Source organism: Microvirgula aerodenitrificans DSM 15089 (assembly GCF_000620105.1).
GTDB lineage: Bacteria > Pseudomonadota > Gammaproteobacteria > Burkholderiales > Aquaspirillaceae > Microvirgula > Microvirgula aerodenitrificans.
Genome location: NZ_JHVK01000005.1, coordinates 72,435 through 88,241 on the forward strand (window position 1 = coordinate 72,435; position 15,807 = coordinate 88,241).

Genomic DNA, 15,807 nt, shown 5'->3' on the forward strand with positions numbered 1-15,807 from the left:
CCCCGCGACAGCGGGAGGCAGGCAGTCACTGCCTGCCTCGGTGAGTCGTCAGACGCGTTCGACCGCCAGCGCCACGCCCATGCCGCCGCCGATGCACAGCGTGGCCAGGCCCTTGCCGGCTTCGCGGCGCTGCATTTCATGCAGCAGCGTCACCAGCACGCGGCAACCGGACGCCCCGATCGGGTGACCCAGCGCGATCGCGCCGCCATTGACGTTCACCCGCGACAGATCCCATTCCAGTTCGCGCGTCACGCCGAGCGACTGCGCGGCAAACGCTTCGTTGGCTTCGATCAGGTCCAGATCGCCCAGCGACCAGCCGGCCTGCTTCAGCGCCTTGCGGGTAGCGCTGACCGGACCCATGCCCATGATTTCCGGTGCGCAGCCGGAGAGCGCATAACCGGCGACGCGCGCCAGCGGCTTCAGGCCCAGTTCCTGCGCCTTTTTGGCCGACATCAGCATGACGGCGGCCGCGCCGTCGTTCAGGCCCGACGCGTTACCGGCGGTCACGGTGCCATCCTTCTTGAACGCCGGGCGCAGCTTGGCCAGGCCTTCCAGCGTCGCGCCGTGCTTGATGAACTCGTCGCTGTCGAACATCACCGGATCGCCCTTGCGCTGCGGCACGGCGACCGGCACGATTTCCGCGGCGAACTTGCCGGCCTTCTGTGCGGCTTCGGCACGATTCTGCGACGTCACCGACAGCTGATCCTGCTCTTCGCGGCTGATGCCGTACTTGGCAGCGATATTCTCGGCCGTGATGCCCATGTGGTACTGGTTGTACACATCGGTCAGACCGTCGTAAACCATGCTGTCCACCAGCTGGGCATTGCCCATGCGGAAGCCGTCGCGCGAGCCCATCAGCAGGTGCGGCGACAGCGACATGTTTTCCTGGCCGCCGGCGATGATGATGTCGGCATCACCCAGCGCAATGGCCTGGGCCGCCAGATGGGTCGCGCGCAGGCCGGAGCCACACACCACGTTCAGCGTCGAGGCCGGCGTGGTCACCGGCAGGCCGGCCTTGATCAGCGCCTGGCGGGCCGGGTTCTGGCCGACGCCTGCGGTCAGGACCTGACCGAGGATGATTTCGCTGACCGCTTCGGCACTCACGCCGGTTTCCGCCAGCAGCGCCTTGATCACGGTCGCGCCGAGATCAGGGGCACCGACCTTGGCCAGCGAGCCGGCGAAATTGCCGATGGCGGTCCGCTTGGCGGCAACGATGACGACTTCTTGCATACTTTTCTCCTGGGGGGCGACCGGCGGTTCATCGCCGCCGGCCTGGATCTCAATTGTAGGAAAAACGGACCGGTCAGGCCGAAACCATCACCCGCGACTGTTCCTTGACATAGCGGCCCGGTGCCGGCTCGATGACTTTATAGTCCTTGTTGCCCGGTGTTTTCGGTGCGGCAATTTCCTTGCCCGAACGCGGTGCGAGCCAGCTGTCGAAGTCCTGCCACCAGCTGCCCGGCCGCGACTCGGCACCTTCGAACCATTCGTCGGCCGAATTCGGCAGCGACTCGTTGACCCAATAGTTGCGCTTGTTCTTGCTGACCGGGTTGATCGAGCCGGCAATATGGCCCGACGCGCCCAGCACATAGCGGCGTTCCGGTGCGCCGGTCAGGTACTTGACGCCGGAGTACGACGATTTCCACAACACGATGTGGTCTTCGCGCGCAGCGAACACGTACAGCGGGATGTCGATGGTGCCGACGTCGATCTTCACGCCGCACAGCGTCAGCGCACCCGGCTGGATCAGCTTGTTGTTGGTGTACAGCTCCTTCAGCAGGAAGGTGTGCATCGGCATCGGCAGGTTGGCCGCGTCGTTGTTCCAGAACAGCAGGTCGAACGGCGGCGGGGTCTTGCCGAGCAGGTAGTTGTTGACGACGTAGTTCCACACCAGATCATTGGCGCGCAGGCTGGCGAAGGTCTTGCCGATCTCGATGCCCGACACGATGCCGCCGTTGCCGGTGGCGATAATGGCTTCCCGGGCGCGGATCACGTTCGGGTCGATGTACATCTTGATATCGCCCGGCTCGGCGTGATCGATCAGCGAGGTCATGAACGTGGCCGATTCGAACCAGTCGAGGCCGCGCGCCTTCAGCACGCACAGGGTGGTGGTCAGGATCACGCCGCCGACGCAGAAGCCCAGCGCATTGATCTTGTCCTGGCGGGTGATCTTGCGCACGGCATCGGCCGCCGTGATCACGCCGTCCTCGATGTAGTTGTCCCAGGTATAGGTCTTGATGCGTTCGTCAGCGGACTTCCACGACACCATGAACACGGTGTAGCCCTGACCGACCAGATAACGCATCATCGAGTTGTCCGGCTGCAAGTCCATCAGGTAGTACTTGTTGATGCACGGCGGCACCACCAGCAGCGGCCGCTCGTGAACCTTGGCCGTGGTCGGCGTGTACTGCAGCAGCTGGAACAGGTCGTTCTCGAACACCACCGCACCCGGCGTGACCGCCACGTTGACGCCGACCTCGAACTTCGAGTCGTCCGTCATCGAGATGCGGCCCTTCTGCATGTCGTCGAGCATGTGCTTCATGCCCTCGACCAGGCTCTCGCCCTTGGTCTCGATCGCGCGCTTCATCACCTCGGGGTTGGTGACGGCAAAGTTGCTCGGGCTCATGGCGTCGATGTACTGGCGGGTAAAGAACGCCATGCGTTCCTTCTGCTCTTCGTCCACCTGGGCACCGTCGACCATTTCGGTCAGCCACTTCGACGTCAGCAGGTAGTTCTGCTTCAGGAACTTGTAGTACGGATGCTCGTTCCATTCCGGTGCGGCGAAGCGCTTGTCGGCCGGCGCGCCCTCCTCGCCTTCGGCCGGCTTGCCGAGGAAGCTCATCCACATGTTCATCTGCTGCTGGTAGAACGATTGCTGCACGGCCAGCCAGCTGCTCGACTGCTCGGCCAGACTCCCCCACAGTTTCGCGAACGGCGCCATCTGGTCATCCGGCAGGTGCAGTTTGCTCATATTGTTGACGATCTGCTGCAACATGGCCGTATTGCGCTCGGTCAGGCTGGTAAAGAAATTCTGAAGCAACTCGTTATTTGGTGTGTTGGAGTTCACGGTCGTCTCCTGCATTTGGGGCGATACGGTTCTAATCACACGCCGCCACCGGGTCCGACAGGGTACGTCGGTCCGGTGGCGGCCCAGTCGTTACAGGCCACCGCTCATGCCGGTGACCTGGCGATTCTTCACTGCCGGAAACCACGGGCAGTCGGGCATGCGGCGGGGGTCCGGATGCGCCCCCGGCCGGATCGTCAGGTTAATGGCTCAAGGTTACAGTCAATCAGGTTTCCCCATATTGCATTAAATCAATCGCTCCAGTTGCATCCATCATGCCAGAGATAGCCATAGCGGCATGGTCAACATGGCGGCAAATACATGCAGCGTAATGATCGACGCCACCAGTTGCCCGTCGCCGCCCATGCGCGTGGCAAGGATGTAGGCACTCGACGCCGTGGGCAATGCAGCAAGAATCACTGCCGCCTGACGGTAGGTACCACCGACCTCCAGCAACGCCGCACAGCCGATCGCCACCGCCGGCAGCACCAGCAGCTTGACCACGGTCAGGTAGTTGACCAGGGCCAGCCGCGCCCGCAGCGCACCGAGCCGCAGCCCGGCACCGACGCACAGCAGGCCCATGGTGATCGCAGTGACCGAAAACAGGTTGCCGATCCGCTCCAGCGCCGCCGGCAGCTCGATGCCGATGCCCTTGCACAGCAATCCGCCCAGCGTCGCCAGGATCAGCGGGTTGCGCAGCAGTTCGCGCCACAGCGAACCCCCGCTGTGCCGGGCCAGAAACCAGACGGCGGCTGCGTTCGCCAGCGGAATGATGAAGCCGACCAGCAGTGCGAATGTCGCCACCCCGGCCGGCCCCGCCACCCGGTCGACCACCGCCAGCCCGATATAGGTGTTGAAACGGAACGCACACTGCACGCTGGAAGCGAACGAGCGCGAATCGTCACGCGACAGCCAGCGACCGGCCATGCCCAGCCCGACACCGGTCAGGGTAAACGCAAAGCCGACCAGCACCATGTCGCCGGCCTCGCGCAGGTCGAGGCTGGAGCCGACCACCGACCGGAACAGCATGACCGGGAACAGCACGTAGTAGACCAGCTTCTCCAGCTGGAGCCAGAAGTCGCCGCCATAACCGAAGCGCCGCTTGAGCAGGCAGCCAAACAGGATGATCAGAAAGTCCGGCAGCAGGATGAGAGCGTTGTCGAGCATGTATTCTTTTGCGGGTCCCGTGCGGATAGCTGCGATGCAATATGACATTCACGCTACACGTTGTACAAGTGTCGGGCAAACAAAATGCAGCCATTTCGCTTCTGGCCCGGCCCGCTTGCCCCCTGCGAGCGCGGTCTTCGGTAGAATCCGTTGTCATGACTGATCCCTGCTTCCATTGCGGTCTGCCGGTGGCCGACGGCATCCACTTCCCCATCCGTTACCGGCAATCCGACAAGCCCGCCTGCTGCGCCGGCTGCCAGGCGGTGGCGCAAACCATTATCGACGCCGGCCTTGACGGCTACTACGAGCACCGCACGCTGGATGCCCGGCGCGCCGAGCCGCTGCCGACCGAGCTGGTCGAGCAGATCCGGCTGTATGACGCACCGGAACTGCAGCACAGCTTCGTCCATGCCGAAGGCGATCTGCGCGAGGCGTCGCTGATTCTGGAAGGCATTACCTGCGCCGCCTGCGTATGGCTGAACGAACAGCATCTGAAGCGCCAGCCGGGCGTGATCTCGGTCGACGTCAACTATGCCAGTCATCGTGCCCGGGTAAAGTGGGATTCGACCCGCATACAGTTGTCCGCCCTGCTTGAAGCCATCGCCCAGATCGGTTACCGCGCCCATCCGTACGATGCCGACCGGCGCGAGAAGCTGGCGGAGCAGGAACGCAAGGGCCAGCTCAACCGGTTGTGGGTCGCCGGTCTGTCGATGATGCAGGTGATGATGTACGCGGTGCCGGTCTATCTGGATACCCAGGGCGAGATGAGTGCGGAATGGATGTGGCTGCTGCACTGGGCCAGTTTCTTCCTGACCCTGCCGGTGGTGCTGTACTCGGCATGGCCGTTCTATGTCGGCACCTGGCGCGACCTGCGCAACCGCCGCGCCGGCATGGACGTGCCGGTCACCGTCGGCGTGCTGACCTCCTTTGTCGCCAGCAGCTGGGCACTGTTCAACCATATCGACCATGGCATTTATTTCGACTCGGTGTCGATGTTCGTCTTCCTGCTGCTCGGCGGCCGTTACCTCGAAGGCATGGCGCGCCGGCGTGCCGGCGACGCCGGTGAGCGGCTGGTCAAGCTGATTCCGGCCTTCACCCAGCGCGTGGCCGACTGGCCGGCCGATCGCGACACGCACATGGCGACCGTCGCCAGCGTTCGCCCTGGCGAAGTGCTGCTGGTCAGGCCGGGCGAGACGGTACCGGTCGACGGCGAGGTGCTGGACGGCCATTCCAGTGTCGACGAATCGCTGCTGACCGGCGAAAGCCTGCCGCAGCCGAAGCAGGTCGGCGACACGCTGATTGCCGGCTCGGTCAACGTCGCCAGCCCGCTGTATCTGCGCGCCACCCATACCGGCGAGTCGACCCGGCTGGCCGGCATCGTCCGTCTGCTCGATCAGGCAATGAGCGAACGGCCCCGGCTGGCGGTGCTGGCCGACCGGGTGTCGGCGTGGTTCGTCACCACCCTGCTGCTGGTCGCCGTGCTGACCTATGCCGGCTGGTATATGGTCGACCCGGAGCGCGCGCTGTGGATCATGGTCGCCGTGCTGGTGATTTCCTGCCCGTGCGCCCTGTCGCTGGCCACACCGGCTGCGCTGACAGCTGCCAGCGGCACACTGGCCGGACGCGGCGTACTGCTGGCCAGGGGCACGGCGCTGGAATCGCTGGCGCAGATTACCGATGCGGTCTTCGACAAGACCGGGACGCTGACCTGGGGTGACATGCAGCTGAAGGACCAGCTCGTGTTCGATGCCCGCGTCGACGCCCTGGCACTGGCGCAAGGGCTGGAAGCCGGCAGCGAGCACCCGCTGGCCCGCGCCCTGCTGGCAGCCGGCGGCGAGCCGCTGCGCTGCACCGGCCTGCACAGCGTGGCCGGCCAGGGGGTCGAGGGCGAGTTTGCCGGACACCGCTACCGGCTCGGCAAGCCCGCCTTCGTCGCCACCGTCGCCGGGGAGGCACCGGACGCGCTGGCCGGATTCGGCGGCAACGACAGCGTGATCGCGCTCGGTGACGCCGGCGGCTGGATCGCCGCCTTCGCCATTGGCGACCGGCTGCGCGACGACGCGGCCGCCGTTATCGCCGCGCTGCGCGCGCGCGGCATCCGTACCCACCTCGCCAGCGGCGACCGCGTCGAAACCGCCGCCGCCGTGGCGGCCTCGCTGGGCATCGATCAGGCCCGGGGCGGCATGACCCCGGAGGACAAGCTGGCCTGTGTGACGGCACTGCAGCAGCAGGGACGCCATGTGCTGATGGTCGGTGACGGCGTCAACGACGCCCCGGTGCTGGCCCGCGCCGATGTCAGCGCTGCCATGGGCAGCGGCACCGACGTCGCCCGTCTCAGCGGAGATCTGGTGCTGGTCGGCAACGGCCTGTCGCCGCTGGTTGATGCACTCGGCATCGCCCGCCGCACCCGGCGCATCATCCGCCAGAATCTGGTCTGGGCGGTCGGTTACAACCTGGTTGCGCTGCCGCTGGCCATCGGCGGCTGGATCACGCCGTGGATCGCCAGCCTCGGCATGGCGCTGAGTTCGCTGCTGGTGGTCGGCAATGCGCTGAGATTGTCGGGACGGACGGTGGGCGGCAAAAAGGGGGAACGGGGCAGCGTGAATCAATAACCGGCTTATGGCGAATTGCCTTGCAATCACCGCCCCCGCCGCTGCCGATAACGCCACGGCGCCTGCGGGCGGGACTGCCGCCACAGGCCGAGGCGATGGCTGCGCGCGTAGTGTTGCGCGGACTGGTAGCGGGCAAAGCTGGCGCCGCCCTGTATGCGCTGCGCGTGATGCACATCGTGCCAGGCCAGCCCGGCGCCAAGCAGCGCGCAATTGATGTCGGTCCGGGCCAGCCAGACCTGACCGAGGACCCGGCCGTAGCGGTCACCGCTCAGCGGCCGCACCTGCACCCGTCGACCGAGCACGCGTTCGGCCAGTCCGTCACGCGCCTGACGCCAGTGGGCCTGCCCGCGTTCCGGGGCATCGACAAAGGCCAGCCGTATCCGCAATGGCGGGTGCCCGGTACGCTGCAGCGTCAGTGTGTCGCCGTCGATCACGTCCACCACCCGGCCGGCCAGCGTGCCCGCCGCCGACGCCGCCAGACTGGCGACGACCAGCAACAGGCCGGCAAGCCGGGCGGCGGGCGGGGTCACGGCCGGATCACGGCGCGGTCTCGCCGGGCGCGGCGTCGCGTCCCGGCTGCCACAGCACGTCGCTGCCGCCGGCGTGCCGGTTCAGATAGCGCGCCATGACGAACAGCGTGTCCGACAGCCGGTTCAGGTATGGCTGCAGATCCGGCGACAGCGTCTCGAACGTCGCCAGCGATACCAGCGTGCGTTCGGCACGGCGCGCCACGGCGCGGGCCACATGGGTCTGTGCCGCCGCCAGGCTGCCACCGGGCAGGATGAATTCCTTCAGCGGCGCCAGGTCGGCATTCATCTGCGCGGTCATCGCCTCCAGCCGCGCGATATGCACCGGCTTGATGGCGACATGCCCGGGCACGGCCAGTTCACCGCCGCAATCGAACAGATCGTGCTGGATGGTCAGCAGCCAGCCGCGCACCTCGTCCGGTACGCCTTCGCCGGCCAGCAGCACGCCGATCTGGCTGTTCAGTTCGTCGACATCACCCAGCGCATGAATGCGTACATCGTCCTTGGCCACGCGACGACCGTCGCCGAGGCCGGTAGTGCCACCGTCGCCGGTGCGGGTAGTGATCTTGCTCAGTCGATAGCCCATCGGGGGGTTCCGTGATGTGCACGGCAGCCGGCTAGCGTCCTGCCATGTCGTGATAAGTGGTGTCCAGCCCGGCCCGCTTGTAGGCCCGGGCCACGTCGCGCGCGCGCGCCAGCTGCGCGTCGTCCTCGCCGACGATCTCCAGAATGCGCGGGTAGGCGGTGAAATTGGCCGGCTCGCCGAGCGACAGGTTCAGCAGTACGCCGGTGACCGGCGTCGCCGGCAGCGCGGTGGTCAGCAGCACCGGGGTTTCCGCCGCCAGCGGATCGTCGAGCCGGACGTGGGGGACGAAGCCCTGCGGCGGGAAACTCCACAGCCGGGTATCGAACCCGGCCAGCGCCGCCTCGTCGGCCAGCAGCACGGTCAGCCGCTCGCCATGCCGGATCACCGTCGCCGCCAGCCGGCAGGCAAACCCTGCCGGGTCGGCGACGTGGTGGTAGAAATCAATCTGCGTCATCGTCACTGACCACTTCGACCGGATCACGGCGCGGGCGACCGCGACGCACGGTCTGGCCGGTGGCCAGGTCGGCGCGATCGCGCAGGAACTGGGCCAGCAGCGACACCGGACGGCCGGTCGCCCCCTTTTCCTTGCCGCTCTTCCAGGCGGTGCCGGCAATGTCCAGGTGCGCCCAGTCGTACGGCTTGACGAAGCGGGACAGGAAGCAGGCGGCGGTGACCGACCCGGCCGGCCGGCCGCCGATATTGGCCATGTCGGCGAACGGGCTCTTCAGCTGCTCCTGGTAGTCCTCCCACAGCGGCATGTGCCAGGCGCGGTCACCGACCTCGTCGCCGGCGGCGATCAGGTCGCGCGCCAGCGAGTCCTGGTTGGAGAACAACCCGGTAGCGACATGGCCCAGCGCGATGATGCAGGCGCCGGTCAGCGTGGCGACGTCGACGATCACTTCCGGCTCGAAGCGGGCGGCATAGGTCAGCGCATCGCACAGGATCAGCCGGCCTTCGGCGTCGGTATTGAGAATCTCGATGGTCTGGCCGGACAGGCTGGTGACAATGTCACCCGGCTTGCATGCATTGCCGGCCGGCATGTTTTCGCAGGTCGGCACCAGCGCGACGATATTGATCGGCAGCTTCATCCGCGCAGCGGCGACAAAGGCGCCAATCACGGTACCGGCGCCCATCATGTCGTATTTCATCTCGTCCATGCTCTCGCCCGGCTTCAGCGAGATGCCGCCGGAGTCGAAAGTGACGCCCTTGCCGACCAGTACCACCGGACGGTCGTGCTCGTCCCCGCCCCGGTGCTGGAGGATGATGAAGCGCGGCGGTTCGGCGCTGCCTCGGGCCACGGCGAGGAAGGCGCCCATGCCGAGCGCGGCGATGTCGTCCTGTTCCAGCACCTGGCACAACCCGCCGGCGGCCTCGACCGCCACCCGCGCCTGCTCGGCCAGCCAGGTCGGGGTGCAGACATTGCCCGGGGTATTGCCGAGATCGCGCGCCAGCCTGATGCCGGCGCCGATCGCCTGCCCCTGCACCAGCCCCTTCTCGCCATCGGCGAGGTCGCTGCGGCGCGGAACCGACAGCACCAGCTTGCGCAGTTCGCGTTCGCGCTGCGGCGTCTCGTCCGGCTTGCGGCTCTTGTACTGCTCAAACTTGTACAGCACGTCGAGCGTGGCGACGGTCGCCTGCTCGATCATCCATTCGACATCACGCTTTTTCAGCGTCAGTTCGGTCAGATAGCTGACCGCCTCGACCGCCGCGGTCTGCGCCAGTGCCCGGACCGAGCTGCGCACCGCCTCGCGGTATTCCTTTTCGCGGAAGTCGCGCTCGCGCCCCAGCCCGACCAGCATCACCCGGTCGCACAGCGTGTGCGGCACATTGTGCAGCACCAGCGTGGTGCCCAGCTTGCCGTCCATGTCGCCGCGCTTGAGCACGTCGGACAGGAAGCCGTTGGAAATGCGGTCGAGCAGATCCGCAGCGAAAGTCAGCTTGCGGGACTCGAACACCCCGACCAGCACGCAGGCGACGCGCTGCTTTTCCGGGCTACCGCTTTTTATGCTAAATTCCATCGTCAGTCTCCTGAAGGGCGGCGTACGCCTGGCGGGTCGGAATGGTCGGAAAGACTGACGGCGTCAGCGTTTCGTTCCGGTTGCCGATATCGGTTAAACCTAGCCGACCAGCGCGAAAATTTCAAAAATTGTAAATTTTTCGTTTCATTTCGATTATCTCCATCTTTTCCGCAAAAAGTCAAAAAGGCCAGCAGCCATGATTTTTTACCGCAGCGTGTTACGCGAACTTACCGCTGTGGCCTTCGCCGTGTTTAGTGTCCTGCTCGCCATCATGACGGTGACGCAGGTCGTCAAGCTGTTCGACAAGGCCGCGGCGGGCGTGCTGCCCACCGACGCGATCGTTGCGATGATCGCCTTCTCCACGCTGAGCTATTTCGGCACCCTGCTGTCGATCACCCTGTTCATTTCGGTGCTGGTCGTGCTGACCCGCACCTGGCGCGATCACGAGATGGCGGTCTGGCTGACCTCCGGCCTGTCGCCGAATCGCTGGATACAGCCGATTCTGGCCTTCTCCGTGCCGCTGACCATCCTGATCACCATCGTCAGCCTGTATCTGGGACCATGGGCGGCGCGCAAGGGCAGTGAGTATTCGGACGTGCTGCGCCAGCGCGAGGAAGTCAGCGCACTGGCCCCGGGCGTATTCAAGGAGTCGCGCAGCGGCGACAAGGTCTACTTCGTCGAGAACTATTCCGGCGAGGCCGGCGCGGCCTACAACATCTTTGTGCGCAGCGTGACCGACGGCAAGACCAGCATCGTCTTCGCCCGCGAGGGCACCGTGCGCACCGAGCCCAACGGCGAGCGCTACCTGCACCTGAAGAGCGGCCGCCGCTATGAGGGCGAGGCCGGTCATGCCGACTGGCGCGTGGTCGAGTTCGACCGCTACCGGGTCAAGATCACCCAGAACATCCGCAGCAACGAGGATTCGCGCACCAAGACCGCCGACATGTCCCGACTGGTCGGCAGCGACCGCAGCGAGGACAAGGCCGAGCTGGCCTGGCGCATCTCGCTGCCGATTGCCTCGCTGATCCTGGCGCTGATCGCCATCCCGCTGTCGTACTACAATCCGCGCAGCGGCCATACCTTCAACCTGCTGATTGCCCTGTTCGTGTACCAGCTCTACTACAACCTGATCAGCCTGATGCAGAGCTGGATCGCCAAGGGCGTGCTCTCGTCCTACTGGGCACTGGCCCTGCTGCATCTGCTGATGGCCGGCGTATTCGTGCTGCTGATGCTGTGGCGCCGCAAGCCGCTGAAGCTCTGGCTGCGCAGCCTGGGCGGGAGCCGCGCATGAAAATCCTGACCCGTTACATTTCCGGCAACGTCATCATGGTGTCGTTCTTCGCCCTGCTGGCGCTGCTGTCGCTGTTTGCCTTCTTCGACGTGCTGGGCGAAGTGTCCGAGGTCGGCCATAACGGCTACACCTTCCGCGCCGCACTGATGGTGGTGGCATTTAAGGTCCCGCGCCATGCCTTCGAGCTGATGCCGCTGGCGGTGCTGATCGGCACCATGGTCGCCATGAGTCTGCTGTCCGGCACCTCCGAATACGCCGTCATGCGCGCATCCGGCCTGTCGCTCGGCCAACTGGCCCGCACCCTGGCCTGTATCGGTCTGGTGTTCGCTGCCGTGACCATGCTGCTCGGCGAGTATATCGCCCCGCTGGCCGAGCAGGCCGGCGAACGCACGCGGCTGCAGGCCACCAATTCGGCGGTGGCGCAGGACTTCCACTCCGGTTTGTGGATCAAGGATGACAACCACTTCATCAACGTCGGCGAGATGCTGCCGGACAACACGCTGCTCGGCATCCGCATCTACACCTACGACAAGGACCTGCGGCTGACCGACGAGCGCTATGCGCGCCGCGGGCTGTACCAGGTCAACGGGTCCTGGCAGCTCGAGGACGTGCAGCGCACGCGGATCTTCAGCAACCACACCGAAGTCGAACACCTGAAGACCCAGCGCTGGGAGTCCATCCTTCAGCCGGAAATCCTGTCCACCCTGCTGGTGGTGCCGGAACGGATGTCGGCCGCGGCGCTGTCGCGCTACATCGAGCACCTGAAGACCAACAAGCAGAGCACCACGCGCTATGAAATCGCACTGTGGAGCAAGCTGTTCTATCCGCTCGCCTGTCTGACCATGGCCCTGGTGGCCCTGGCCTTCACCCCGGTCAGCCAGCGCCATGCCAGCCTCGGCATGCGCATTTTCACCGGCATCCTGATCGGGCTGGCGTTCTACTTCTTCAACCGCCTGTGCGGCCACCTCGGGCTGCTGTACGGCTGGTCGCCGCCGCTGGTCACGCTGGCGCCGACCCTGATCTTCCTGCTCGGTGGCGGCTGGTTCCTGATCCGCCAGGAGAAACGCTGACATGAATGCGCCCGCCCTGCCGTTTCCGGAACTTCGTGATGAACTGATCGCGCACCGCGCGGCACTGTGGGCCCATTACCGCGACGCGCGGCAACCGTTCCCTGCCCTCGCCGCCCATGCCGGGCTGATCGACGGCATCATTGCCCGGGTCTGGCAGGCGCAGGGGCTGGAAGCCGAAGTGGCGGTCATCGCCGTCGGCGGCTACGGTCGCGGCGAGCTGTATCCGCACTCGGACATCGACCTGCTGATCCTGCTGCCGGACGAGCCGGTCGCCGCACTCGAATCCAGGCTGGAAGACACCATCAGCGCGTTCTGGGACCTGGGGCTGGAGGTCGGCCACAGCGTGCGCACCATCGACCAGTGCCTGGAGGAGGCCGATCGCGACGTCACCGTCGAGACCACGCTGCTCGAACAGCGGCTGATTGCCGGCCCGGATGCGCTGCACGCCCGACTGCTGGCCGCGCTGGAGCGGCGGCTGGACCCGGTGGCATTCTTCGAGGCCAAGCTGCTGGAGCAGCAGCAGCGGCACAACAAGTCGTTCGGCGTCGCCAACAACCTCGAGCCCAACGTCAAGGAAAGCCCCGGCGGTCTGCGCGACATCCAGACCATCCTGTGGATCGGCCATGCGCTCGGTCTTGGCGACAACTGGAATGCGCTGGCCAAGCGCGCCATCCTGACCCGGGCCGAAAGCCGGCTGATCCGCCATGCCGAGCGGCAGCTGGCACGCATCCGCCTCGACCTGCACCTGATCGCCAACCGGCGTGAAGACCGGCTGGTCTTCGACCTGCAGCAGCAGGCTGCCGCAGAATGGGGGCTGGTCGACACGCCGGCGCAGCGCGCCAGCGAGCAGCTGATGCAGATTTACTATCGGGCTGCGCGCACCATCATCCAGCTCAACGGCATCCTGCTGCCGAACTTCCGCACCCGGCTGTATTCGCAGACGCCGTATCTGAGCCGCCCGGTCAACGAGCGCTTCAAGGCCGTCAACGACATGCTGGCGCTGCGCGACTTCGACGAATTCGAGCACAACCCGTCCGCCATCTTCGAAGCTTTCATCCTGCTGGCACGCAATCCGGAACTGACCGGTCTGGCGCCGCGCACGCTGCGCGCGCTGTGGCATGCGCGCGGCAGGATCAACGACCGCTTCCGCCGCGACCCGGCCAATCACGCCCTGTTCATGACCTTGCTGCGCGAACCGAGCGGCGTGACCCGCGCCCTGCGGCGCATGCACCTGTATGGCGTGCTCGGCCGCTATATTCCGGCCTTCGGCCGCATCACCGGCCAGATGCAGCACGACCTGTTCCACGTCTATACCGTCGACGAACACATCCTGATGGTGGTGCGCAACCTGCGCCGCTTCGCCGTGCCGGCCTTCAACCACGAATATCCGCTGCAGAGCCAGATCATCGGCAAGTTCGACCAGCCTGACCTGCTGTACCTGGCCGGCCTGTTTCATGACATTGCCAAGGGACGCGGCGGCGACCACTCACAGCTCGGCACCGCCGACGCACGCGAGTTCTGTATCGAGCACGGGCTCGACGACGAGCAGACCGCGCTGGTGGTCTGGCTGGTGCGCGAGCACCTGACCATGTCCGCCGTCGCCCAGAAGGAAGACATCTACGACCCGGACACCGTGGTGCGCTTTGCCGCCTTCGTCGGCACGCCGCGCCGGCTGGCCGCGCTTTACCTGCTGACCGTCGCCGATATCCGCGGCACCAGCCCGAAGGTCTGGAACGCGTGGAAGGCCAAGCTGCTGGAGGACCTGTACCACGCCACGCTGCGCATCCTGCGCAGTGCCGACGATTTTGACGTCCGCACCCTGCTCGGCGAGCGCATGGACGAGGCACGCGCCCTGCTGCGGCTGGCCGCCGTACCGGAAGGCGTGGAAGAAAAACTCTGGCGCCATCTTGACGATGTGTACTTCATGCGCCACGAGCCGCGCGACATCGCCTGGCACGCACGGGTGCTGAACCGGATCACCGACACGCGCGAACCGGTCGTGCGGGCCCGGCTGTCGACCAGCCGCGAAGGCATCAAGGTGCTGGTCTACCTGCCCGACCAGCCGGACCTGTTTGCGCGCATCTGCAGTTTCTTCGGCAATACGACCTACAGCATCGCTGACGCCAAGGTCTACACCACGACCAATGGCTACGCGCTGGACACCTTCCATGTGTTCGTGCCCGAGCACTGCGACGAAGCCTACCGCGACATGATCAACTTCATCGAGTTCGAGCTGGCGGCCACGCTGGCGCGGCAGGATGCGATCTGTCCGCCGCGCACCGGCCGCATCGACCGCCATCTGAAATTCTTCCCGATCACGCCGCAGGTCAGCATCCGCTCCGACGACCGCAACGACTTCCATGTGCTGTCCATCGTTGCCGGCGACCGGCGCGGTCTGCTGGCAAACATCGCCTGCGTGCTGGCCCACTACCAGATTGCAGTCCACTCGGCCAAGATCATGACGCTGGGCAGCCGGGTCGAGGACTCGTTCCTGCTGACCGGCGCCGCGCTGAAGGACCCGCGCACCTCGCTGGCCATCGAGGGCGAACTGCTCGACATCCTGCAGGTGTGACGTCCGGCCGGCGCGTCAGTCGGCACGCCGCAGCGTGACCCAGGTCGTCACCGCCAGAATCACGGCACCGCCGGCCAGCATGCGCAGGCCGGGGATCTCACTGAACAGCAGCCAGGCCAGCGCAATGCCGTAGACCGGTTCCAGCGCGGCTATGACGGCAGCGGTACGCGCCGGCACCGTCTGCAGGCTGGCAATGAACAGGCAGTGCGCCAGCGCCGTGAACACCACCCCGAGCACGGCCACGATCAGCCACTGATCCGGCGGTGCAGCCAGCAGCACCGGCAGGCCCAGCGGCGCCAGCATCAATGCGGCCACCCCGTTCTGCCACAGCGCCACCCGTACTGCACCCAGTTGCGACAGCCGGCGGTTGGCGATGGCCAGCAGCGCGAACAGCGCGCCGGACAGGATCGCCCAGGCCAGGCCCTGGGTCGCCTGGTCGCGCCAGTCGAACGATGGCGTGACCAGCACCAGGCCCAGCGTGATCAGGGCCACCATCCAGCGCTCGGCTGGCGGCAGCGGTCGCCGGTCCAGCCAGGACTCCAGCCCGGCGACAAACAGCGGGAAGGACGCGAAGCCGAGCAGGCCGATGGCGACGCTGGACACGGCAATCGCATGGAAGAAGGTCCACCAGTGCACGGCCAGCAGCACACCGCACAGCGCCAGCCCGCCGGCACTGCGGGCATCGACGCGCAGGCTGCGCCGGGTCAGCACGGCGAACAGCAGCAGGGCCACCGCGGCGAATGACGTCCGGCCGAACACGGTCAGCGTCGCGCCGCCGACGATCAGCTTGCCGAACAGACCGGACGCGCCGAACAGCAGCACGGAAAAGTGAAGGAACAGGAAGTGTCGCTGGCTGAATTGCGGCATGGAGGCACCCGGGGAAAACGCGACCTTACCATG

Annotated in this window: 12 protein-coding genes; 4 read left to right on the plus strand and 8 right to left on the minus strand. The window is 66.0% G+C overall.

The genetic code is table 11. The features are described 5' to 3' along the window. Positions 1-48: 48 nt before the first annotated feature. The 3 genes from Q352_RS0107295 to Q352_RS0107305 form a co-directional block, all read right to left on the minus strand. The gene (locus Q352_RS0107295; RefSeq protein ID WP_028498782.1) at positions 49-1,230 is read right to left on the minus strand and encodes an acetyl-CoA C-acetyltransferase; all 1,182 of its coding nucleotides are present in this window, start codon (positions 1,228-1,230) and stop codon (positions 49-51) included. A gap of 73 nt (positions 1,231-1,303) precedes the next feature. Next, positions 1,304-3,067, minus strand: a complete 1,764-nt coding sequence (locus tag Q352_RS0107300; RefSeq protein ID WP_028498783.1) for a PHA/PHB synthase family protein — start codon at positions 3,065-3,067, stop codon at positions 1,304-1,306. A gap of 270 nt (positions 3,068-3,337) precedes the next feature. Continuing rightward, complete coding sequence (locus Q352_RS0107305; protein WP_028498784.1) at positions 3,338-4,231, minus strand: AEC family transporter; 894 nt, start codon at positions 4,229-4,231, stop codon at positions 3,338-3,340. A 155-nt stretch (positions 4,232-4,386) separates the two neighbouring features. Between Q352_RS0107305 and Q352_RS20170 the strand changes: the two genes are divergently transcribed. Beyond that, complete coding sequence (locus Q352_RS20170; protein WP_051528755.1) at positions 4,387-6,843, plus strand: heavy metal translocating P-type ATPase; 2,457 nt, start codon at positions 4,387-4,389, stop codon at positions 6,841-6,843. Between the two features lie 26 nt (positions 6,844-6,869). Here Q352_RS20170 and Q352_RS20175 read toward each other — a convergent pair whose 3' ends face one another. From Q352_RS20175 to Q352_RS0107330, 4 genes are read right to left on the minus strand one after another with little or no spacing between them, the layout of a single operon-like run. After that, positions 6,870-7,373: a thermonuclease family protein gene (locus Q352_RS20175; RefSeq protein WP_036385609.1), complete on the minus strand. Its 504-nt coding sequence runs from the start codon at positions 7,371-7,373 to the stop codon at positions 6,870-6,872. A 7-nt stretch (positions 7,374-7,380) separates the two neighbouring features. Then, positions 7,381-7,956, minus strand: a complete 576-nt coding sequence (locus Q352_RS0107320) for a cob(I)yrinic acid a,c-diamide adenosyltransferase (protein ID WP_028498785.1) — start codon at positions 7,954-7,956, stop codon at positions 7,381-7,383. 31 nt (positions 7,957-7,987) lie between these two features. Next, positions 7,988-8,410 carry a DNA polymerase III subunit chi gene (locus Q352_RS0107325; protein WP_028498786.1) on the minus strand — a complete coding sequence of 141 codons (423 nt, stop codon included), beginning with the start codon at positions 8,408-8,410 and terminating at the stop codon, positions 7,988-7,990. Then, on the minus strand, positions 8,397-9,974 hold the full coding sequence (locus Q352_RS0107330; protein ID WP_028498787.1) for a leucyl aminopeptidase: 1,578 nt from the start codon (positions 9,972-9,974) through the stop codon (positions 8,397-8,399). Before Q352_RS0107330 ends, Q352_RS0107325 begins: the two co-directional genes overlap by 14 nt. Positions 9,975-10,170: 196 nt before the next feature. On the opposite strand from Q352_RS0107330, the gene lptF reads away from it, so the two are divergent. Genes lptF through Q352_RS0107345 form a run of 3 tightly spaced genes read left to right on the plus strand, consistent with a single transcriptional unit; the run spans position 10,171 to position 14,907 of the window. Next, positions 10,171-11,265, plus strand: coding sequence for an LPS export ABC transporter permease LptF (gene lptF, locus Q352_RS0107335; protein WP_028498788.1), 1,095 nt, complete (start codon positions 10,171-10,173; stop codon positions 11,263-11,265). Further along, positions 11,262-12,335: an LPS export ABC transporter permease LptG gene (gene lptG / locus Q352_RS0107340; protein WP_028498789.1), complete on the plus strand. Its 1,074-nt coding sequence runs from the start codon at positions 11,262-11,264 to the stop codon at positions 12,333-12,335. Before lptF ends, lptG begins: the two co-directional genes overlap by 4 nt. A 1-nt stretch (position 12,336) precedes the next feature. Next, positions 12,337-14,907, plus strand: coding sequence for a [protein-PII] uridylyltransferase (locus tag Q352_RS0107345; protein ID WP_028498790.1), 2,571 nt, complete (start codon positions 12,337-12,339; stop codon positions 14,905-14,907). A 15-nt stretch (positions 14,908-14,922) separates the two neighbouring features. Here the strand turns inward: Q352_RS0107345 and Q352_RS20180 are convergent, their stop codons facing one another. Then, entirely contained in the window at positions 14,923-15,774 is an 852-nt protein-coding gene (locus Q352_RS20180; protein ID WP_036385611.1) for a DMT family transporter, read from the minus strand. Between the last annotated feature and the right edge of the window lie 33 nt (positions 15,775-15,807).